The organism is Candidatus Rokuibacteriota bacterium, from assembly GCA_016188005.1.
In the GTDB taxonomy this organism is placed as follows: Bacteria; Methylomirabilota; Methylomirabilia; order Rokubacteriales; family CSP1-6; genus UBA12499.
Window position 1 is genome coordinate 30641 of record JACPIQ010000068.1, and the last position, 21628, is coordinate 52268.

General features: G+C 70.0%; 19 protein-coding genes and 1 pseudogene. 5 read left to right on the top strand and 15 right to left on the bottom strand.

Annotation, left to right across the window (positions count from 1 at the left end):
• Window positions 1-37: 37 nt before the first annotated feature.
• Window positions 38-1297, bottom strand: a complete 1260-nt coding sequence (locus HYV93_13245) for a threonine synthase (GenBank protein MBI2526935.1) — start codon at window positions 1295-1297, stop codon at window positions 38-40.
• A gap of 175 nt (window positions 1298-1472) precedes the next feature.
• Here HYV93_13245 and HYV93_13250 point away from each other — a divergent pair, with 175 nt between their 5' ends.
• From HYV93_13250 to HYV93_13265, 4 genes are all read left to right on the top strand, one after another.
• Window positions 1473-3404, top strand: a complete 1932-nt coding sequence (locus tag HYV93_13250; protein MBI2526936.1) for a hypothetical protein — start codon at window positions 1473-1475, stop codon at window positions 3402-3404.
• A gap of 467 nt (window positions 3405-3871) precedes the next feature.
• Entirely contained in the window at window positions 3872-5431 is a 1560-nt protein-coding gene (locus HYV93_13255; GenBank protein MBI2526937.1) for an ABC transporter substrate-binding protein, read from the top strand.
• A 44-nt stretch (window positions 5432-5475) separates the two neighbouring features.
• Window positions 5476-6438, top strand: coding sequence for an ABC transporter permease (locus HYV93_13260; GenBank protein ID MBI2526938.1), 963 nt, complete (start codon window positions 5476-5478; stop codon window positions 6436-6438).
• 16 nt (window positions 6439-6454) lie between these two features.
• Window positions 6455-7336 (top strand): ABC transporter permease, encoded by an 882-nt coding sequence (locus tag HYV93_13265; GenBank protein ID MBI2526939.1) that lies wholly within the window; start codon window positions 6455-6457, stop codon window positions 7334-7336.
• A 2-nt stretch (window positions 7337-7338) separates the two neighbouring features.
• Here the strand turns inward: HYV93_13265 and HYV93_13270 are convergent, their stop codons facing one another.
• The 4 genes from HYV93_13270 to HYV93_13285 are packed head-to-tail and all read right to left on the bottom strand — an operon-like array spanning window position 7339 to window position 11302.
• Window positions 7339-7731, bottom strand: a complete 393-nt coding sequence (locus HYV93_13270; protein MBI2526940.1) for a carboxymuconolactone decarboxylase family protein — start codon at window positions 7729-7731, stop codon at window positions 7339-7341.
• A 12-nt stretch (window positions 7732-7743) separates the two neighbouring features.
• Window positions 7744-9618 carry a TRAP transporter fused permease subunit gene (locus HYV93_13275; GenBank protein ID MBI2526941.1) on the bottom strand — a complete coding sequence of 625 codons (1875 nt, stop codon included), beginning with the start codon at window positions 9616-9618 and terminating at the stop codon, window positions 7744-7746.
• A 32-nt stretch (window positions 9619-9650) separates the two neighbouring features.
• A complete protein-coding gene (locus tag HYV93_13280; GenBank protein ID MBI2526942.1) occupies window positions 9651-10715 on the bottom strand; it encodes a TAXI family TRAP transporter solute-binding subunit in 1065 nt (354 codons plus the stop codon).
• A gap of 41 nt (window positions 10716-10756) precedes the next feature.
• Window positions 10757-11302 carry a hypothetical protein gene (locus HYV93_13285; GenBank protein MBI2526943.1) on the bottom strand — a complete coding sequence of 182 codons (546 nt, stop codon included), beginning with the start codon at window positions 11300-11302 and terminating at the stop codon, window positions 10757-10759.
• 401 nt (window positions 11303-11703) lie between these two features.
• Between HYV93_13285 and HYV93_13290 the strand changes: the two are divergent.
• Window positions 11704-12485 (top strand): annotated as a pseudogene (locus HYV93_13290) (CoA transferase).
• Window positions 12486-12661: 176 nt separating this feature from the next.
• On the opposite strand, the gene HYV93_13295 reads toward HYV93_13290, so the two are convergent.
• From HYV93_13295 to HYV93_13340, 10 genes are all read right to left on the bottom strand, one after another.
• Window positions 12662-13003 (bottom strand): hypothetical protein, encoded by a 342-nt coding sequence (locus tag HYV93_13295; GenBank protein ID MBI2526944.1) that lies wholly within the window; start codon window positions 13001-13003, stop codon window positions 12662-12664.
• A gap of 120 nt (window positions 13004-13123) precedes the next feature.
• Entirely contained in the window at window positions 13124-13474 is a 351-nt protein-coding gene (locus HYV93_13300) for a hypothetical protein (GenBank protein ID MBI2526945.1), read from the bottom strand.
• A gap of 168 nt (window positions 13475-13642) precedes the next feature.
• Window positions 13643-15136, bottom strand: coding sequence for a hopanoid C-3 methylase HpnR (gene hpnR, locus HYV93_13305; GenBank protein MBI2526946.1), 1494 nt, complete (start codon window positions 15134-15136; stop codon window positions 13643-13645).
• Between the two features lie 63 nt (window positions 15137-15199).
• Window positions 15200-16585 carry an alkaline phosphatase D family protein gene (locus tag HYV93_13310; GenBank protein MBI2526947.1) on the bottom strand — a complete coding sequence of 462 codons (1386 nt, stop codon included), beginning with the start codon at window positions 16583-16585 and terminating at the stop codon, window positions 15200-15202.
• A gap of 49 nt (window positions 16586-16634) precedes the next feature.
• On the bottom strand, window positions 16635-17162 hold the full coding sequence (locus tag HYV93_13315; GenBank protein MBI2526948.1) for a DUF2889 domain-containing protein: 528 nt from the start codon (window positions 17160-17162) through the stop codon (window positions 16635-16637).
• Window positions 17163-17198: 36 nt separating this feature from the next.
• Entirely contained in the window at window positions 17199-18107 is a 909-nt protein-coding gene (locus HYV93_13320; protein ID MBI2526949.1) for an SDR family oxidoreductase, read from the bottom strand.
• Between the two features lie 16 nt (window positions 18108-18123).
• Window positions 18124-18603, bottom strand: a complete 480-nt coding sequence (locus tag HYV93_13325; GenBank protein MBI2526950.1) for a CoA transferase — start codon at window positions 18601-18603, stop codon at window positions 18124-18126.
• Between the two features lie 60 nt (window positions 18604-18663).
• Window positions 18664-19488, bottom strand: a complete 825-nt coding sequence (locus HYV93_13330; protein ID MBI2526951.1) for a YihY/virulence factor BrkB family protein — start codon at window positions 19486-19488, stop codon at window positions 18664-18666.
• Window positions 19489-19521: 33 nt separating this feature from the next.
• Window positions 19522-20313, bottom strand: coding sequence for an SDR family oxidoreductase (locus tag HYV93_13335; protein MBI2526952.1), 792 nt, complete (start codon window positions 20311-20313; stop codon window positions 19522-19524).
• Window positions 20314-20597: 284 nt separating this feature from the next.
• Entirely contained in the window at window positions 20598-21437 is an 840-nt protein-coding gene (locus tag HYV93_13340) for a dienelactone hydrolase family protein (protein ID MBI2526953.1), read from the bottom strand.
• Window positions 21438-21628: the final 191 nt, after the last annotated feature.

Genomic DNA, 21628 nt, shown 5'->3' on the forward strand with positions numbered 1-21628 from the left:
ATCGCGCTACGCCAGTCCCGGTCTCCCGGCTCCCGCCTCACACGCCCACCTTGGCCTTGAGGTCGGCCAGGGCCTGGTCGAAGGCCGAGAGCGAGGGCCTGATCGTCACGTCCACCGAGAGGCGCTCGTGGAGGACATCGGGGGTCTTGAGCCCGTTGCCGGTGACGCAGATCACGATGGGCTCGTGCCGCGGGATCCGGCCCGCCTCGATGAGCTTCCGCGCCGCGGCCACGGTCACGCCGCCGGCCGTCTCCGTGAAGATCCCCTCCGTCCGCGCCAGGAGCTGCATGCCCTCGATGATCTCCTCGTCCGTGGCGTGCTCGCCGTGGCCGCCCGAGTCCTTGGCGACGCGGTAGGCGTAGTAGCCGTCGGCGGGGTTGCCGATGGCGAGGGACTTGGCGATGGTCTGCGGGCGCACCGGCACCAGCATGTCGGTGTCGTTCCGGATCATGGTCACGATGGGCCCGCAGCCGGCCGCCTGGGCGGCGTACATGCTCGTGCGTCCCTCCGGGATGAGCCCCAGGAGCCGTAGCTCCTTGAAGGCCTTCCAGATCTTGGTGATGAGCGACCCCCCGGCACAGGGCACCACGACGTGCGCCGGCGCGCGCCAGCCGAGCTGCTCGGCGATCTCGTAGCCGTAGGTCTTGGAGCCCTCCGCGTAGTACGGGCGGATGTTGATGTTGGCGAAGGCCCAGCGGTACTTGTCGGCCACCTCCGAGCAGAGCCGGTTCACCTCGTCGTAGGTGCCGTGGACGGCCACGAGGGTGGGGCTGTAGACGAGCGTGGCCGTGATCTTCCCCTGCTCGAGGTCGGCGGGGATGAAGATGTAGGACTTGAACCGCCCCTCGGCGGCATGCGCCGCCACCGAGTTCGCCAGGTTGCCGGTGGAAGCGCAGGCCACGGTGTCGAAGCCGAACTCCTTCGCCTTGCCGAGCGCAACGGCCACCACCCGGTCCTTGAACGACCACGTCGGGTGACAGACGGAGTCGTTCTTGACCCAGAGCTCCTTGACGCCCAGCTCGTCGGCCAGATTGCGCGCCCGGATCAGCGGCGTGAAGCCCACGGCCCCGCCCACGGTGGGCTCGCCGTCGGCCCCCAGCTCCAGAGGCAGGAGATCGGCGTAGCGCCAGATGCTCTTCGGACCGGCCTCGATGCGCGCCCGGCTCAGGCGCCGGCCGATCTCCGCGTAGTCGTACTCGACCTCGAGGGGGCCGAAGCAGAACTCGCAGACGTGAGTGGGCGCGGCGGGATACGAGCGCCCGCACTCCCGGCACTTCAGCCCTTGCAGTCTCTCCATGGCCTCTCCATCGGTAGGGGATTTGAGCCCCGGCTTTCCAGCAACGATCCTGGGCTGGCCGCCGCCCGGATCACCGACACAGCGAGAGAATCCTGCTTACTAAACACTCGCGCGCGCGAAAAGTCAACGCGCTCGCATCGCGGCCGGCCGCGGAGATGACGTATGATCGGCGCCTGTGGACAGAGCGCGCCACCTCCCGCTGCTGCTGCTGGCCGGCTACGCGACGGCCTGGGGGGTGGCGGCCTTTGGCGCCGGGCTGCCCGTCTTCGACGACCATCCGGGACAGCTCTACCGGCTCCACCACGCAGTGAGTCTCGGGCTGGCGCCGTGGCGCTGGAATCCCGGCTGGTGGGCGGGCTACGCGGAGCTGCAGTTCTACCCGCCCGGCTTCTCCTACCTGGGCGCGCTGTTGCACGCGGCCGCCGTGGGCCGGCTCTCCGTGGAGGCCACCTATCGTGTCCTCCTCTGGGTGACCTGGCTCCTCCCCGGACTCGGCGTCTACGCGCTCCTCGCCCGCCTGCTCCCGCGTCCGTGGCTCGCGCTCCCCGCCGCGGTCCTGGCCCTCACGCTCTCGGCGGAGTCACGGAGCGGCGCCGAGGAGGGCGTGCGCTGGGGGCTCGTGGCGGCTCGGCTGGGCTGGGGGCTCCTGCCGCTCCTCGCGCTCTCGCTGCTGCGCTGGGCGGGGGGTGACCCTCGCGCCCCGGTGAGCGCCTCCCTGCTCCTCGCCGCTGTGGTCCTCGTCCATCCGGCCCACGTCCCCGCGGGGCTGGCGCTGATCGGGCTCGCGGCTCTCGTCGGCTCCGGGACGCCAGCGCGGCGGCTCGGCGATGCCGCGCTCCTCACCGGCCTCGGCCTCGGCCTGGCCGCCTTCTGGATGCTGCCGCTCCTCGCCCATCTGTCGCTCGCGCTCCCGCTGGCCTGGGGAGATGCCGACCTCGCCGCGCTCGGCCGCAAGGTCCTTGGCCGGCCGCTCATCGTGGTCCTCGCGGCGGCCAACCTCGCGGGCTGGATCATGCGCGGGCGGGGACGGCTCACCGGCACAGCCTCGGTCTGGCTACTCGCGCTCGCGCCGCTGATGACGGGACTGCTCCTCACCGATGTCTTCCTCGGCTCGACGGTCGGCATCCGGTGGATCCCCGCCGACCGGCTGGTGGACAGCCTCTACCTGGCCCTGATCCTGGGCGGCGCGGTGAGCCTGGGGGCGGCCGCACGGCACCTCCCGCGGGTCCCGGCCGGAGCCCTCGGCCTCGCCGCTCTGGCCGTGACGCTTCCCCTGGCGGCCGGCAGCCCCGAGCCAACGCTCTCCCTCTGGCCTGGCGGGCGGAGCCAGTGGCCCAGCTACACCCACGCGGTGGCAGGCACTCGGCTCGGCGACCTCTGGGCGGCGCTCCGAGAGGTGCCGCCCGGGCGAATCCTCTTCGTGCGCTCCTCGGTCCCGCTGCGGTACGGAGCGGAGTGGTGGCGGCCGCACTCCCATCTCATGGCGCTGACACCCGTCGCCGCGGGCCGCGACATCGTCAACGGCACCTTCACCCACCCCTCCCCCGTCGCGGGCTTCCTCTACTCGGGGTCGGCCTCGGCCCCCGTCACCCGGCTCGTGGAGCAGCGAGACGGTGAGACGCTCTTCGGCCGGCCGCTCGCGACGCTCCGCCCGGAGGAGTTCGACCGCCTGTCCGCCGGGCTCGCGATCTCCGCCGTGGTGGCGCTCGACGAGGATGCCGAACGGCTCGGCTTCCTCACCGCGCACGAGGGCTTCGGAGGCCCCCGGAGGATCGGACCCTTCCTGCTCTTCGTCGCGAAGGCCGCCGCCCCGGGCCCGGAAGCCGTGGCGCCGGGCCACCTGCGCCTCCTCCTGCCGGCCGGCGCGGGCGGCTTCGTTCCCGCCGGCATCGGCTACTCGCCACTCTGGACGGCGCATGCCGCCGGCCGCGCCCTGGCGACCCGGCGGGGAGAGGCGGGGCTCCTCGAGATCCGGGTCCCTGCGCGGCAGCCGCTCTTCGTGGATCTGCTCTATGGACCCGGCCTCGCCGAGTGGGCCGGCGTGGGGCTCAGCCTCGCCTGTCTCCTCCTCATGTGCTTCCGAAGGCGCCTGGGGCTTACCCGCTGACAAGAAGTGGATTTTCGCCACGGCTCCTCGAGGCGATGGCGCTCCCCGGATGGCCCTTGCAGCCCCGCGGTGCCGACGTCCCGCCCCGCCATGGGCGAGCACGGTCAGGACGCGCCGACTCACCGGGTGGTTCACCCTCAACGGAGGGGTCGAGCCGGACCCGTCACTTCGCCCCGCCCTTCACGGTGACCACCCAGTCCGCGACCGCGCGGACAGTGCCGATCTCGCGCCGTGAGGTCTCCTCGAGCATGAAGATCGCGAGATCGTAACCTCGCCGTCTGAGCGCCTTCTCCTTCGAGCCGCCGGATGCGGATTTCGCGGGGCGCGTGGGACGCAGCCCTCCTTGCGGGCCCGCAGCCGCGCATGTACCATAGCCCCCGCGCCGAGCGCGAAGGCGGCGCGGCAGCCGCCCGGCTCGTCGGCCGCGAAAGCAGTGAATCGGGAGCGGCATGGAGGAGGAGGCGACTATGGGTGTGCTCAGGAACGGCCTGTGGCTCGCCGCGGGAGTGCTCGCCGTGTTGCTGCTGCAGGCAGGAGTCGCGCACGCGCAGAAGAAGAAGACGCTCGTCGTGGCGCTGAATCAGGACCCCGACATCCTCGATCCCACGCTGGCGCGGACCTACGTGGGGCGCATCGTCTTCTCGCACATCTGCGAGAAGCTCTACGAGATCGACGAGAGCCTCCGGATCTCGCCGCAGCTCGCCGCCGACATGCCCACGATCAGCGACGCCGGCAAGACCGTCACCATCAAGCTCCGCCCCGGCGCGAAGTTCAACGACGGCACACCGATGGACGCGGAAGCGGTCAGGTTCTCGCTCGACCGACACCGCACGCTCAAGGGCTCCACCCGCGCCAGCGAGCTCGCGCCGGTCGAGGCGGTGGAGGCGGTCGACCCGCTCACCGTGCGGCTCCGTCTGAAGGCGCCGTCCTCGCCGCTGCTCGCCCAGCTCACCGACCGGGCCGGCATGCCCGTCTCCCCGGCCGCCGTCCGGAAGCTCGGGGACAAGTTCGGCACCGCCCCCGTCTGCGTCGGCCCGTGGCAGTTCGCCGAGCGGGTGCCCCAGGACCGGATCGTGGTGGAGAAGTCGGCCCACTACTTCGACCCGGCGCAGGCGAAGTTCGACAAGATCATCTTTCGGATCATCGCCGACGACAACGTGCGGCTTGCCAACCTCCGCTCGGGCGACATCGACGTCATGCACCAGGTCTCCCCGACCGACGCGACCGCCATCAAGCGTGAGGGCCGGTTCGAGCTGTCGAACGTCACCGGGCTCGGCTACCAGGGCATCACCATCAACCTCCGCAACAAGAACGGGAAGTACCCGACGCCCCCCGGCGACCTCGGCACGCCGCTGGCCAACGACCCGCGGGTGCGCGAGGCGTTCGAGCTGTCGATCGACCGCGAGGCGCTGAACCAGGTGGCGTGGGACGGGCTCTTCACGCCGGGCTGCACGCCCATCCCCACCATCAGCGTCTACTTCGACAAGAGCCGCAAGTGCGCGGCCCGGGACGTCGCGCGGGCCAAGAAGCTCCTCGCGGAGGCCGGGCTGGCCAACGGCTACGCCTTCGAGATGGCGATCGTCAACAACCCCCGTGAGCGCCGCGTGGGTGAAGTGCTCCAGCAGATGGCACGCGAAGCCGGCTTCACCGTCACGCTTCGCCCCTCGGAATTCGCCTCCGCGCTGAAGGACGACGACAATGGCAAGCACCAGGCGTTCCTCATCGGCTGGAGCGGCCGCGTCGACCCCGACGGCAACATCCATCAGGCCCAGACGTGCAAGGGGAGCCTCAACCAGACACAGGCCTGCGACGAGCGCATCGATGCCCTCCTCAACAAGGCCCGCGAGGTGAGCGACGTGGGCCAGCGGCGCGCGCTCTACCGGGAGGCGATCGACATGTTCACCGCCCGGCGCAACATCGTCTACCTCTACCACCCGAACTACATCGTGGCCTTCCCCAAGAATCTCAAGGGCTACAAGGCGGTGCCCGACGGCCTGATCCGAATCAAGGGGACGTCCTGGAACTGATCGCGCGGGCGCCGGCATCGAGATGACGGCCCGGTAGCTCCTCCATGCTCGAGTTCGTGCTGCGCCGGGTCTTCATCTCGATCGTCACGCTCGTCCTGATCAGCCTCGTCGTCTTCACCGGCGTGCGCATGATCCCGGGCGATCCGGCGCGCGTGATGGCGGGGACGGACGCCGACGAGGCGGGGCTCGAGGAGGTTCGCGAGAAGTACGGGCTGAAGGACCCCGTCCCGGTCCAGTATCTGAGGTGGGTCCGGCTGGCGCTGGGCGGCGACCTGGGGGAGTCCATCCGGACGCGCCAGTCGGTCGCCTGGACGGTGGCGATGAAGCTGCCCATCACCATGGAGCTCGCCGGCTTCGCCGTGCTCATCGCCGTCGCGATCGCCATCCCGGCCGGCGTGCTGGCCGCGGTACGCCGCAACACCGTGTGGGACCTCCTGGCCAGCGGCGCGTCCCTCTGCGGCGTCTCCGTGCCCAACTTCTGGCTGGGGATCATGCTGATCCTGCTCGTCTCGGTCCGGCTCGGGTGGCTACCCGCGTCCGGCTTCGTGCCGTTCTGGGAAGATCCGGTGGGCAACCTCGAGCGCATGGTCATGCCCGCCTTCGTGCTCGGTACCGCCCTGGCGGCTGTGCTCATGCGCCAGACCCGCAACAGCATGATCGAGGTGCTCAGCGCCGACTACATCCGCACAGCCCGAGCCAAGGGCCTCGCGGGGCAGACGGTGGTCTTCCGTCACGCGATCCGCAACGGGCTCATTCCGGTGGTGACGATCCTCGGGCTGCAGATGGGTGCGCTCATGGGGGGCGCGGTGGTGACCGAGCAGATCTTCGTGGTGCCGGGGTTCGGGCGGCTCATCGTGGAGGCCGTCTTCACCCGCGACTACCCGCTCGTCCAGGGAGTTGTGCTGATCACCGCGAGCGCCTACGTGCTGATCAATCTGGCCGTTGACGTCTCCTACTCCTTCCTGAACCCCCGTATCCGGATCAAGGGGGCGGCCGGTGAGTCTTGACGCCTCGCGCGGGTCGGTGACCGCCGGGGCCCTTCCACTGGCGACTGCCCCCACGGCGCCGTCCGGCTGGCTGGGCCGGGGCTGGCGGCGGATGGTGCGGCGGCCGGCATCGGTGGCCGGGAGCGTCGTCGTCCTCGTCTTCATCACGATGGCGATCGGCGCGTCGTGGATCGCGACCACCGACCCGCTGCGCGCCGACTGGAGCAAGATCCGCAAGCCGCCGACCTGGGCGAACCCGTTCGGGACGGACGACCTCGGCCGCGACAACTTCTCTCGCGTGGTCTGGGGAAGCCGCGTCTCGATGCAGGCGGGCGTCTTCTCGATCATGCTGGCGATGGCGATGGGGGTCCCGATCGGCCTCGTGGCCGGGTACTACCGCGGCGGGCTCGACCAGCTCATCATGCGGCTCACCGACGCCTGGCTGGCCTTCCCGTTCTTGATCCTCGCCATCGGCCTCGTCACGATCATGGGCCCCTCCCTCACGAACGCGACGCTCGCGATCGGGCTCGGCGCCACCCCGACCTATATTCGCCTCACACGCGGGCTGACCCTCTCGGCCAAGGAGGAGGACTATGTCCTGGCCGCGCGGGCCCTCGGGGCCGGCGATCTCCGGTTGATGAGGCGCCACGTCTTCCCGAACATCTTCAGCGCGATCCTCGTCCAGGCGACTGTCTCGATTCCCACCGCGATCATCGCCGAGGCCATCCTGTCCTTCCTGGGGCTGGGCGTGCAGCCGCCGGTCCCGTCCTGGGGGACGATGCTCAACGCCGCGCAGCAGTTTCTGGAATCGGCCCCCTGGATGGCGTACTGGCCCGGGCTGGCGATCTTCTCACTCGCCCTGTCCTTCAACCTCGCCGGTGACGGGCTGCGCGACCTGCTCGACCCCAAGGACTACTGAACTCAGGCGTCACTCCGCTTCCGAGGGTGCGGCAGCCCCCTGTCCGCGCGCTCCCGGATGACCTTGTCCAGGTGCTCCAGCCCGAAGGACAGCGCGTGAGGCCCCATGAGCGCCCCTGCCGTGACGACCGTCTCGACGAGTTCCTGGATCGTCGCTCCCGCCTCAAACGCCTTGTGGATGTGGATGTCAATGTACGGCCAGGCAAGCACGGCATCGATGGCCACGATGATGAACTCCGTGGCCTTCCTGTCGAGCTCCTCGTGGGCGTACATCTTCATGGTCATGTCGTGCCACGCGGCCAGAGTCTGCGGGGCGTATTCGGCCAGAACCTCATGCCACTTCAGGGTAGGCTGACCGCGTTCTCGCTTCACCCTCTCGACAAGCTCCATGTCCATCGATTGTCTCCTTTAGTGCCTGAGGCCTATCTTCCGGGCCGCACGGCGACCGACGCTCCCATTCGCGACGATCGCCAGCCCCGTGCCGAGCCCTACCAGTTGCACCCACCCGCGCGGGACCATGCAGGCGACCCCCGCGAGCAAGAGCAGGATCCTCGTGGGGACTCTGAGCGGACCACCCGCGAAGCCGCAGTTCGCGGTGCAGATGAGCACCGTACCGACCGCAGCGAGCGCGAACGCGACGACCGTCTCCTCGACCCGGGACACGATGATGAGCTGCGGGAAATACACGATCGCGAACGGGATGAAGAACACGGGCAGCCCGATCCGGAGGACCACCCACGTGGTCCGCCATGGGTCCACCCGTGCAATCCCGGCTGCCGTGAACGGTGCAAGCGCCGTCGGCGGCGTCAGATCGGATGTGACGCCGAAGAAGAACAGGAAGAAATGGGCGACGAGCAGCGGCACCCCTTGCGCGATCAGCGCGGGGGCGACCAGGATCGCAAGGAGCAGGTACGAGGGCAAGGTCGGCAGCCCGGTGCCGAGGACGATCGAAGCGATCGCGGCGAGCAGGAGTGTCGCCAGCAGGTTCCCGCCAGCCAGTGACAGCACCAGCTCGGACAGCTTGTTGCCGATGCCGGTCAGCGCAACCATCCCCATGACGATCCCCACGACGGCGGTGGCGGCCCAGAGCGCGAGCGTTGCCTCCACGCCAGACACACACACGTCGTGAAGCAGGCCGACGAGCGCCCGGGGCCGACGCCGATGCTCGAACACCGTCAGGGCCGTGAGCGTCACGATCGCGAAGAAGACGGATCGAGCCGGGCTGTACTGTTGCGCCAACAGATACACGAGCACTATCAGCGGGAGCACACACTGTATGAGGCGTGCGGCCGATGCGCGCTCCCGCACGCTCACCGAGCCGGATTGCCGAGACAGGTTCAGCCGAGCCGTTTCCAGGTGAACAGCAGTTCCGACTGCGAGGTAGTACAGCATGGCGGGGATCACGGCCGCCGCAGCGATACGGATGTAGGGCGTGTTCGTCAGCTCCGCCATCAGGAAGGCCGACACCCCCAGCATCGGCGGCATGATCTGCGCCCCGATCGAGGCGAGCGCCTGGATGGCCGCGGCAAACACTGCGCCGTAGCCGGTCCGGACCATGACCGGTATCGTGACCGTGCCAATGGTGGCGACATCCGCCACGCCGCTCCCGGACACCATCCCAAACATGGCCGAAGAGAGCACCGCGCTCTGCCCAGGGCCGCTTCGCAGGCGCCGGGTCGCCAGCCCAGCCAGCCACGTCAGCGCCTGCCCGGCTCCCGTTCGCTCCACCATCGCGCCGAATATGATGAAGAGCGACACGAACTCGGCCATCACGCCGACCGGAACACCCCACACGCCATCTTGCGCAAGCCAGATGAAACGGGCGACCCGCTCGAGCGAGAAGCCGCCATGGCTCAGATCTCCGGGAAGCCACTGGCCCCAGAACGCATACGCGACGAATCCGCCAGCGATGACCGGCAAGCTCATCCCGATGGTGCGCCGAGCCATCTCCAGCACGACGACCGCACCCGCCGCTGCCGATGCAAAGTCGATGACGGAGAGGCTCCCGAAGCTCGTCGCGATGACGGCGAATCGACGCACGATATGCAGCACAGCAAAGACGGTCGCCGCGATGAGAGCCACATCGACAGCCAGCCCACGCCAGCCACGAGCGAATGGGACACGCAGGAACAGCAGCGTCGCCGCGAGCAGTAACGGAATCCCGCGCTCGACGTGAAGCGGGTACTCTCCAAACGGGCCGATGTACAGAAGGGTCGCCCCCAGCGTGAGCGCCCCCCAGGTGAAGAGGCGATCGCGGATGGTCGCAACGAGGCCGCGCGGCATGTTCGCTGTCGGTCCCACCGGTTGAGCTCGCGCTATCGTGGCATCAGATGTTCCGGTACCTTCACTCCCTTCTCGCGGTAGTAGCGGTAGGCACCGCCATGGAGAGGCGTCGTGATCCCAGTCAGGGCGTCGTCCAAGGTCACGTTCTTGGCGAGCTGGTAGCTCTTGTGGAACTCGCCGATGTTCTCGAAGAGAAGCCGGGTGATCTCGTACACGACGCCCTCATCCAAGTCCCGGTGCGCCATCGCCACCTGGTACGTCGTCACGATCGGAATATCCTCGGCGTTCTCGACATTCGGATACAGCGTTCGAGGCAGGATCCCGAGTTTCCAGCCGGGAATCTTCGCGAGAAACTCCTTGGCGCCATCCCCCGTGTGGGCAATGAAGCGAACCTTCCGGGCAGTTGCCATCTCCAGGATCTGCCCCAGGGGTAACGAGGCAAAGCCCATGTAGGCGTCGATGGCGCCGTCCTTGAAGCGTTGAATACCATTGGGAGGCGACAGCTCCAGCATCTTGATGTCGCGCTCGAGATTGATTCCATAGCTCAGGAGCAACCGTCGGTTGAATGCGTTCGAGCTGCTGCCAGGCTGTCCGATGCTGACCTTCAGGTTCGAGTTCTTGAAGTCCAGGGGCCCTCGCACGCGGGATTCGGCCGGCACGACCCAGTGCAGCCCGCCGAAGAAATACGAGAAGACTGGCCGCAGCGAACGGTACACAGGATCATTCCCGGCCGGCAACACCCCTCGAACTGCCTCGCCAACCTCCGTCGCGACCGCCCACCCAATGCTCGCCTGCTTGTGCGCGACCAGGCTCATGTTCTCCGGACCGCCGGCGCTCGCGGCGACGGTGGCGCGCACCCGGGTGGACCGCTCGTTGATGATCTTGGCCCAGCCGGATCCGTTCTGGTGTGGGTTGCCCCCTACCGTGGACGTCGAGAACTGGAGACTGGCTGTCTTGTCCGCGACCCGGATGATCTGCCCGCCGCCTCCAGCGCTGGCGCTGCCTGGGCTCCACGGGGGTAGTGCGGAGCAGACGCCCGCCACGATCACGACCGCTCCCGCGAGCGCCAATCCTAGGAACTTACGATGACCGAGCATGTGTGTCTCCTGGCTTGAGGTTGCGACTGCGATGGGGCGGATCACCGTCGGCCACGACGGTCTCCACCGTGGGTCCCGGGCGCGGATGCCCCCAGCGCTCCGCTGATCTCCTCGGCGGCGGCGATGAGTCGTCGCGCCACCGGCTCCACGTCGCGGCTCGTGAGCCGACGGACGGGACCGGCCATCGACAGGCCGCCCGCAAGGCGATTGAGGCCATCGAAAAGGGGCACCGCGACTGCCCACGCGTCGGGGACGACCTCGCCGGCCGTGAAGGCAGAGCCCTGCCTCCGGATCCGCTCGAGCTCGCCCTCGAGGTCCGCCACCGGCCCGGCTCCACGCCCGCGTCGCCGTCTGGCGCTCCGGATAAGCTCCCGGAGCTCCTCCGGCGGCTGGAAGGCGAGCAGGACCTTCGACGCGGCACCGGCGAACAGTGGCAGCTCGGAGCCCGGGGCGGCGTGTGCAATGCCGGCGAAAGTCGTGGGCCCGAGGAGGAGCACGGCGGTCAGGCTCGCGAAGCCGAAGGCGAAGGCGAGCGGCATGCTCAGCAGCACCGCGACGAGGAAGAGCCCGAGCAGCAGGAGCGTCACGGGCGCGCCCAGCCGGCGATCTGCCGCTCAACCATGCCGCCGCCGAGGACACCACCGGGTCGCCCGCGCGCCCGAATCCTCCAGGCGAGGATCACGGCGCGGGCACCAAGATCGAGTGCCCGGGCCAGCGGGTGCAGCTCTTCACCGCGCGACGCCCTTCGCTTTCGAGTAGGGTGTGACGTCCTGCGGCCGCACGAAGAACCGGGAAGCGCTGCTTCGCGTCGTCATCGTCACCTCCGTGGGGCTCAGGCCCACCGTGGCTTCCGGAGCCCGGCCGTCAGGGTGTCACGCCGGATCCGCATCGCGGTCAATTCTCATTGTCAAGAGCCGAGCGCGGCGAAGGAGGCAGGGCGATAGGACCTCTCACCGACATCCGGATTCTCGACCTCACCACCGTTCTGATGGGCCCCTACGCGACCCAGATCCTGGGTGACCTCGGCGCCGACGTCATCAAGGTGGAAGGGCCGGAGGGCGACTCGACGCGCGCGATCGGCCCGGCCCGCCACCCCGGGATGAGCGGGACGGTGCTGAACCTGCACCGGAACAAGCGGAGCGTGGTGCTCGACCTCAAGCGCCCGGCCGGCAGGGAGGCGCTGCTGCGCCTCGCGCAGCGGGCCGCCGCCGCGGGCGCACGGGTGACGGGCAGACGATCGAGGTCCCGATGTTCGAGACGCTCTTCTCGTTCAACCTGGTCGAGCACAACGCGGGGCGGGCGTTCGAGCCACCCCTCGGGCCGGCCGGATACGCGCGGCTACTCACCGCCTTCCGCAGGCCGGTGACCCGCGCTTCGCCGATCTCGGCACGCGCACCCGGCACATCGGCGAGCTCTACGCCCTGGTGGAGGAGATCGTCGCCACCCGGACGACGGCCGAGTGGGTGGAGCGCTGCGAAGAAGCGAGCATCCCCCGTGAACCTCGTCCTCGACATCGATGCGATGTGGGACGACCCCCATCTGGCGGCCACGGGCTTCTTCCGCGTCGCGCATCACCCGACGGAGGGAGCCTACTGGACCGTTGACATGCCGGTCCGCTTCTCGCGGACCCCGTCTGAGCTCACCCGGCACGCACCCCGGCTGGGCGAACAGAGCGTGGAGGTGCTGCGCGAGGCAGGGCACGGTGACGCGGAGATCGAAACCATGATCCGCGAGGGCGTGACGGTCGGCGAAACCACGAGCGGGGCCTGACGTCTGTTCCCGGGGCCGCCGCGGGGTGCCTCCTGCTCTCCCGCCCCCGAGGGCTCCCGCGCCGGGGGGAGCGCGGGAGCCCTCCCGCTAGCCTGCCACGTCAGGGGGTTCTGAGGGCGCGGCGCGCTGGCAGGAGCAAACCGTCGGCAGCCCCGACCCACCGGAGAGCGCGCCGGTCAGCACCACCCTTTCCTGGCGCGCCCCGGCGGACACCAGCCGCGCTCGCGCACGATCACTGTCGGGGGCCCGTAGTGGTAAGCGGGAGCGGGGTAGTAGTAGTGGTGCACCCGCCGTGGCGGAGGGTAGTGATGGTGCTCGTGTACGACCACCCGCTCCGTGACGCGGGGCGCTACCACGACGGGCGCGGGGTGATACCCGAAGATCCCCACCCCGCCCAGTATCTGGTTGAACACGGCGAAGGCGCCGAGCCCCAGGGCCGCGTCTGTCGCCGCGTCGGCGAAGGCCACGGCCGGGCTCAAGAACGTCAGCGCCAGGACCACCGCCAGCAGCGTCTTCATGTCGCACCTCCCGTGGAGAGCCATGCCTCTGAGACGCTTGACCGGTCCGGCATATGCGAGCCCGTCCCACGTTCTACGGGAGCCGCCAGGGCGAGGGACGCCACGGCGCTGGCAGGAACGTCACCGGCGGTCCCGCTCGGCCAGCCGCCGCGACGTCCCCTGCGTCGCCCCGACGAAATGGACCTCCTCGCGGCCCTTGACTACCGCGGGCGTGATCACCCAGGTGCCGCCGCAGCTTGCCCCGGCCACCTTGGCTGCCGTGTCCGGGCCGGCCGCCAGCGCGACCGCGCTGCCCAGACCGCCGAGGATACAGAAGGTCGCTTTGAGCGGCGTGTAGACCAGGGTGCCCAGGAAGCTGCCGGCCCCGTATCCCGCCTGCGCGAGCGTCCCGTCATTGCCTGTCTGCGCCCAGGCTTCTCCGGCCTGCCCGAGCATCGTCACCAGCGTGACCACGGCCATGAGCCTGTGCATGCTCCGCCCCTCCTTTTTGTCCCGTCACCGGCAAGGCTCGTGCCAGCCCTATGGAGCCCGGAACGTGATGATCTTCGCGGACTTCCGCTCCGGTGAGGGCGGGGGCGGTTCCGGCCCGAGAAGTTTCTACCCGGCGGGCCTGTAAGGAATGCTCGGAGGAAGCGCCCGCTACGGCGCTTCGGCAGCCGCGCGCCTGACGGGGATGTGAACGAAGAGCTCCTCGGGGCGCGGCCGCGGCGCCGACGACCTTCCCGGCGGGGCGATGAGGTAGGACGTCTCGCGAGCGTGATCCTCGCACTGCCGCTCCACGCTGTAGATGCTGCCGAACTTCCAGAGCATGCGTGCGTAGTTCGTCTGCCCGCGCCCCAGCGCTCGCAGCAGGGGGACGCCGTAGCGACGGAGGGCGCCCCAGCCGAGATGCTTGCGGGCGAGGATCTGCTGGGTGCGCACCAGCTCCTCGTAGAAGCGCCGGAGCGGCAGCCGCGTTGGCAGCACCGCGTGCTGGACGTCGAAGAGGCGGTAGTCGCGTGTGGCGAGCTTGCGCGACTCGGTGAGCCAGGTCTCGGTGCCCGGGTAGGGCGTGGCCACGGTGAGGTGGACGATCTCAGGCACGCTGAGCGCCCACTCCCGGACGATGGCGAAGCGCCGCTCGTCCCAGTCGGGGTCGGCGATGAGGTTCACGGCCACGGTGAAGCCCAGCTCGCGCGCGATCTCCAGCGCCCTGAAGTTCTCGCCGGGGGTCACGCGCTTGCGGTGCCGTCGCAGCGCCTCCTCGTCCAGCGCCTCGAGCCCCAGGAACATGTAGAAGAGCCCGAGCCGCCTCCAGTAGGCGAAGACCTCCCGGTTCTTGATGAGCACATCGCAGCGCGTCTCCACGTAGTACCGCTTGCGGATGCCTCGCCGCTCGACCTCGCGGCCGACGGCCATGCCGTGCTCCGGGTGGATGAATGCCACGTCGTCCACCAGGAACACGTTCGGCTCCCGGATCCGCGCGAGATCCTCCGCCGCCCCCTCGGGCGAGGCCTTGCGGTAGGAGCGGCCGTAGAAGGTCCACGCGCTGCAGAAGGAGCAGTCCCAGGGGCATCCCCGAGTCAGCTCAGCCGACGCGCAGGGGTCCAGCACGCCGATGAAGTAGCGGTGGCGGTCCCGCGCGAGGTCCCGCGCCGGCAGGTGCCGGTCGAGACTGTCCAGCAGCGTCGGCGCCGGTCCCGCGGCCTGGCGGGTGACCACGCCTGGGAGGGCCTCGAGGCGCGGGTCGCCGACGGCCTCGAGCAGGAGCGGGGCGATCTCCTCGCCCTCGCCGCGCACGACGCAGTCGATGGCTCCGCCGGCGTGCTCCAGAACCTCCGGCGCAATGAAGGAGGCACTGTGACCGCCGACGAAGACGAAGCAGTCCGGCCTCTGGCGCTTGATCTCCCGGGCGAGGTCGATCACCTCGGGCACGTTGGCGACATAGTTCACCGAGAATCCCACGGCCTGCGGGGTGAAGTCGGCGAGCTCGCGCGAAAGCGCGCGGGGGGGGGAGATCTGCAGATCGAGGAGCCGCACCTGGTGGCCGGCGTCGCGGATCGCGCCTGCCACGCGCTCGAGCCCCAGCGGCTCGAGCCGGAGGTAAAGCTCCGAGTACATCAGGGGACTCGGATGGACGAGCAGGACTCGCATCGGGACCCTCCCGTGCCTCATGAGTATACGCGGTCACGTCCCGGAAAACCTGTTCCGCGAAAGTCAGTGGCGCTCGGGGGCGAGGGTGTGAGTGAAGCGGACCCGACCCGTGACATCCACGATGCGCACGGAGAGGCCCGCCTCGTCGATCCGGATCTCGCCGAAGTTCTCGACCTCGCCGAGGCCGTAGAGCGTGCGGGAGTTGAGCTCCTGGTCGGTCGGACGCGGCCGGCCCAGCGAGGCCGAGAGCGGCCCCGCGATGAACTCGTGGAAGGCCCAGCCGGCCGCCGGCTCGTGGCGGAGCAGCTCCGCGTGGTGCACGTCGGCGGCGAGGAAGATCAGGTTCCTGACGCCGGCCTCGCGGAAGGCGCGCAGGATCGCATCGCGCTCCACGGCGAAGCCGGTGCCGCCCTCCTCCGGGAAGCCGAGGATGTTCGCGTTGCTCCAGGAGTCCCTGGCGCCCCGCCCCGTGGGCACGGACAGGGACACGCTCGTCACGACGACCTTCCACGTGGCCGTCGAGGCCGGCACCCCCTCCACGAGCCAGCGCTTCTGCGCGGCCCCGAGCATGGTCTTGCCCGGTCCGTCGGGGTGGGTGTTGGGGCTCCGGTACTGCCGCGTGTCCAGGATGAACAGCTCCAGCCGCCGCCCCCACTGGAACTGGCGGTACAGCCGCCCGGGCTCGGAGTGTGGCGGCTCTACGGGAAAGTAGTCGAGGAAGGCCCGGCGGCCCGTGGGCATGAGCCGGTCCGCGGAGCCGGCGAAGTCATTCCTCACCTCGTGGTCGTCCCAGATGGCATAGACCGAAGCGCGCTGGAAGAAGTGCTGCAGCGCCGGGTCGGCACGGTTGTAGCGGTGCTTGCTGCGGAACTCGGCCAGCGTGCGGGCCACCCCGCCATATCCTGGCACACGGTCCGGGCCCTCGCAGACGTGATCGGCATAGATCGTGTCGCCGACGAAGATGAAGAAGTCGAGCGAGCGGCCGGCGAGGGCGCGGAAGATGGGGTAGCCCTCGGTCACGTGGCGGCAGGCAGTCCGGCTACCCAGGTCGCCGCTCCACGCGAAGGTCACGGGCGCCGCCGCCGAGGGCGCGGGCGCCGTCACGAACTCCCCGTCCACCCGGCGGGCCCCTTGCTCCACGGTGTAGCGCTGACGCGCGCCTGGCTGGAGCCCGCTCAGCCTGATCTTCGTCGCCAGGTCGGCAGCCGGGGCGGCCTCCACGTGGCCCAGGCCGGCGAGAGGGCCGGCGGCTGGGCCATAGCGGAAGGTCACGGGGCCAGGCTCGGGAGCGCGAGCCCAGAGGACAGCTCCGCTGTCGGTGACCTCGCCCACCGTCACGAGGATCTCTCGGGGCCTCTCGGCCCCGCCGGCCAGCGCAGCGCCCAGCAGGAGCGCCGCGGCGGTGGCCCAGACCGCCGCGACGGGGCGCGGCCGCCGGCCCGGCCTCATCGGCCAGGCGGGGGAAGTGGGGCGAAGAAACCGGACCGGACGTCCACGATCACCGGTCCGGCCTCCGCGCCTCCTCCTCGAAGCGCTGGTCATTGTCACGGTTGAAGACCCAGCACGTGTTCTCGAGCTGGGGCACGCCGGCGAGGACGAAGCTCCGCCGGGCGAGCGGATCGGCGAGGATGCGGGCCGCCTGCACGGGATCGGCCCGGACCCGCTCCCTCAGCCGGAGCATGGTGACCTGGAAGGCTGCCCGCCCCATGTCCGTGACAATCTCCATCAGGTGCGGGCAGCCGAGACTCGTGCCCACCTTGTCCTGGGCGATCCTGGCGAAGCCGCGGTGCAGCCGCTCGCCCACGAGCCCGCCCAGCACCCCCGTGGCGCCGGCGCAGAAGGGCGGGTTGGTCCCCCTCACCATCTCCCCGGTGGCCTCGACGATGGTCATGGAGGGATAGGTGACCAGCAGCGTCGCGCGGATGTGATGGACGTCGTCCTCGAGCGTGCCCAGGAACCGGAAGCGGCCCTCCGCCTCCTGCTCGATCACCACCTCCTTGCGTCGGGTGAAGAAGGGTGTTGCCATCGTCGTAGGGCCAGGGCCGGTGTCTGGCTCCCGCAGTCAGACCAGCGGGTCGTAGTTGAAGTACTGGCCGGAGGTCTCGAGCGGCACGAGGTGGTGCTTGAGCGTCCCCGGGAACATGTCAGCCAGCCGCTCGGGGGTCCAGCCGGGCTCGTGATGGACGCTGCGCGTCGGACGCATGTGGCCGAAGAGCATGATCTCCTTGCCGCGTACCCCCAGGACCTGCCCCGAGACCTCCTTGGCGGCGTCCGAGGCTAGGAAGACCGCCACGGGGGCGATGTGCTCCGGGCCCATCTTCTTGATCTTCTCCACGCGCGCCTTCTGCGCCTCGGTCTCGGTCGGGATGGTGCCGATCATCCGCGTCCACGCGAAGGGAGAGATGCAGTTGGCAGTCACGTTGTAGCGCGCCATGTCCAGCGCCACCACCTTGGTGAAGCCCACGATGCCGAGCTTGGCGGCGGCGTAGTTGGCCTGTCCCACGTTGCCCACCAGACCCGAGGTGGAGGTCATGTTGATCAGGCGCCCCCACTTCTGCTCGCGCATGTGGGGCACCGCCGCGCGCGTGACGGCGAAGCAGCCCTTGAGGTGCGTGTCGATGACGCCGTCCCACTCCTCCTCCGTCATGTTGAAGATCATGCGGTCGCGGAGGATGCCCGCGTTGTTCACCACGATGTCCACGCGCCCGAAGTGGTCCAGCGCCGCCTGCACGATGTTCCGCCCGCCCGCCATGGTGGCCACCGAGTCGTAGCTGGCCGTGGCCCGCCCGCCCAGGCCCTTGATCTCGCTCACGACCTCGTCGGCGGGCGCCGAGCCTCCGCCCGCGCCGTCGGCGCCGCCGCCGTAGTCGTTGACTACCACCGCCGCGCCGTGCCGGGCCATCAGCAAGGCGATCTCCCGGCCGATCCCGCGGCCCGCGCCGGTCACGACGGCCACCTTGTCCTGTAGCATCATGGGTTCCCTCTCCTCAGGAATGACATCGGGTCCACTGCGTCACAGCACGCCCCCAGCGCCGGGGACCTCGATCTCGGTCTCGGCGTACCCGATCTCCCTCGATACCTCCCGCGTGTGCTCCCCCAGCGCCGGCGCCGGGGTCCGGATGGTGCCGGGCGTCTTCTCGAGCTTCACCGGCGTGGCCGCCCCGGAACTCCTCGATGATCATGTCGGCCCGCTCCGCCAGCCGCCGGAACACGGCGAGGCCCTCCGGGCGGCGCAGGTCCACGCACACCCCGCGCTTGTTCCGGTTGACAACGAGGTGGAGGAGACCCTCGCCCCCGCGGTACGCGCGGTACACCGTGCGGCCCGCGTCGGCGGACTCGCACGCCTCGACCTTGACGACGTCGGCGCCCAGGTCGCCAAGACACATCCCGCGGAATGGCCCCGCGATGAGATGGGCGGCCTCCAGGACCCGGATCCCCTCGAGCGGCGGCGGAGACGGCGGTGCCATGACCGGTCAACCCTAGCACATTCGCGGCGGGGCGGGGCCGCCGCCTGGCGCCTGAAGCAATCATCCCAGACGTCCCTGGCGCCGCGAGCGGCGCCAGGCCTCCAGCGCTGCCGCGTACTCGGCGCCCAGGAGCAAGACGATGCCCGTGTAGTAGGCGAACATCGCCAGCGCCACGAGCACCCCCAGCGGGCCGTAGATCTGATCGTAGACGCCCACGGCGAGGATGTACCAGCGGAACAGTTGCTTGGCGATCTCCCACAGGACGGCCGCCAGGAGGGCGCCGGCCAGCGCCGCGCCCGCCGGCACCTTGCGGCTTGGGAAGTAGCGGTAGGCGACGAAGAAGAGACCGGCGTTGAGCCCGAGCGCCAGCGCGACGGACATCCAGCGGATCCACTGGCGGGGCACGAGAAAGGGCGTCAGCACGAAGGCTCTGAGCCAGAAGAACAGGTCCATGATGCCGATGCTGGCCAGGAAGAGGGCGCCCATCACGAAGAGCATGAGGACGTCGTAGAGCATGCCGCGGAAGAAGCCGCGCCCTCGCCTGACGGCGAAGATCTCGTTCATGACCTGCCGCAGGGACCCGAAGAGCTGCGTGGAGAAGAGCAGCAGAATGGCGGTGCCGAGGAGACCGGAGAGGTTGCGCGTGGCGATGATGCGGGCGAGGGCGTCGCTCACCTCCCTCCGGTACACGGGGATGATCTGGGCGAGCTGGCTCAGCACCGCCTGGGTCGCGGCCTCGCTGGTGAGGACGAAGCCGAGGGCCGACACCACGAGGAAGAGCATGGGGATGAGACAGATGAGCAGGTAGAAGGAGAGCCCGGCGGCCATGAACAGACCGCGGTGGGCCGCGAAGCCCCGGAGCGCCCGCCAGAGCGCCAGGATCACCGCAACAAGACCGGACCGCGGGGCGGCCTCAGGCTACACCACGCTCCTGATGAGGCCCCCGTCCACCTGGATGACGGCTCCGGTGACATAGGAGGCCCGCTGGGAGGCGAGGAAGACGACCACGCTGGCGAACTCCTCGGGGGTGCCAACGCGCCCCATCGGGATGTCGGCGCCGGCCAGCGCCATCTGCGCCTCGAGGCTCCGGCTCGCCGTCCGCGCCCGCTCCGTCTGGTGCTGGAGGAAGCGGTCCGTCAGGATCCGCCCCGGCAGCACCAGGTTCACGGTGATGTTGTCCTTGGCGAGGTCTCCGGCCAGGGTCTTGAACAGCCCCGCCACACCCGGCCGGATGCCGTTGGAGAGGACCAGCCCGTCCACCGGCTGCTTCACGGAGGAAGACTGGATGGCGAGGATGCGCCCCCATCTCCGCTGCCTCATGTGAGGCAACGCTGCGCGGATGAGCCGCACCGTGGACAGGTGCACCTGCTCGAAGGCCTCGTTCCACTGCGCGTCCGTCATCTGGTCGAAGCCGCCGGGCGGCGGCCCGCCGACGTTGGCGACCAGGACATCCACCCCGCCGAGGACCTCGGCGGTGCGCGCCATGGCGCGCGCCACGTCCTCGGCCCGGCTGAGGTCGGCCGGGACGGCCAGCGCCTCGCCGCCCGTCTGCTTCCGCACCTCCTCGGCGGCCTCGCGGAGCGGACCATCGTTGCGGGCGCACATGGCCACGCGCGCCCCCTCGGCCGCCAGTCCGAGCGCGCAGGCCCGGCCCATGCCCTTGCTTGCCGCCGCCACGAAAGCCACCTTGCCCGCGAGTCCGAGATCCATGCCGCTCCTCTCAGTTGGGTATGGGCGTCTGGGGTTGCCCCGCGTCCCCTCCCGCGGTTGCTGCCGCCAGCCACGCGGAGCGTTGCTGGCGGCGCTCTCTCCGGACCCTTGGCTTCTCCCCGCTGACGGGGCGGGACAGCGTCATCTCCTGGCCCGTTGCGCACCGGCCCAACGTGGCGCAAGGCAGCGCGTTGCCGCGAAGGGCGCCCCCGGCCCCACACGGCGGTTCGTCGGCGGGGTTCCGAGACGGGACACTAGCACGGACAGCGCGGAGGTCGCAACGCTCACGGCCCGAGGTGCTTGCGGAAGAAGGACTCCACCTGGCGGAACGCGTCGGCCGCGGCCTCGGCTTGGTACGACACGGTGGCGCCGCGCCCCCCGGGCTTGTGGTCGTTCCCGACATGCGGAAGCACCTCGAGCCGCTGCCCCTCAACGTCGAAGTAGTGGTAGGCCCCTGGGTAGATCACCAGGGAGACCTCGGCCCCGCGCGCCCGCATGCTGTCCACCATCTCCTGGCACACGGGCGCGGGTGTCCAGTCATCCGCCCCGCCGATCAGTACCAGGAGCGGGCGGACCACGAGCTGCTTCACCAGGGAGGAGCAGCCGCCGGGATAGACGCCCACCGCGGCCGCAAAGCCGGGCGCGGGCAGCTTCACTCCGCGCTTCTGCGCCCGCTCGAGGCTCGGCCCGTTGATCACCGCCATGGCGTAGACACCGCCCTGGGAGAACCCCAGGGCCGCCACGCGGTCCGGCCGGACGAACGGCTGCGATTGCAGCCAGCGGAGAGCGCCCATCGCATCGTCGAAGCGCGCGGTGATCGGGATGTCGTCAGGGGTCTCGGGGAGGCAGTCCCCCGCCACCTTCCGGGGGCCGAAGCTGTCCACCACGAGCGCGACGTACCCGCGGGCGGCGAGCCAGCGGGCCCAGCGCTCGAGCTGCGGGGAGAGGCCGCCGCAACCGTGCAGCAGCACCACTGCCGGGAAGGGTCCTCGGCCTGGCGGGGCGCTGAGCCTCGCCCTGATCTCCTCCGGGGCCCCAGGCGTCACGCTGTGGAACGCCACGGCTCCTGCGCAACCGCCGAGGAGCCCGGCCAGCGCGAGCGCAGCAAGCAGACGGGTCGTCATTCAGCACGCCTGAACGTCGAGGACTCCAGGGTGCCGCCGCGCCTCTTCGCGCACGCGCTCATCGGGGGAGAGCATACCGGAGCGGGGGCGGCCCTTCCAGGGCCGCCGGGTGCGGTAGAATCGGCCGAGGAGGGCTTCCGCCATGCCCGTGCACATCGTGGAATACGCCGACTATCTCTGACCGTGGTGCT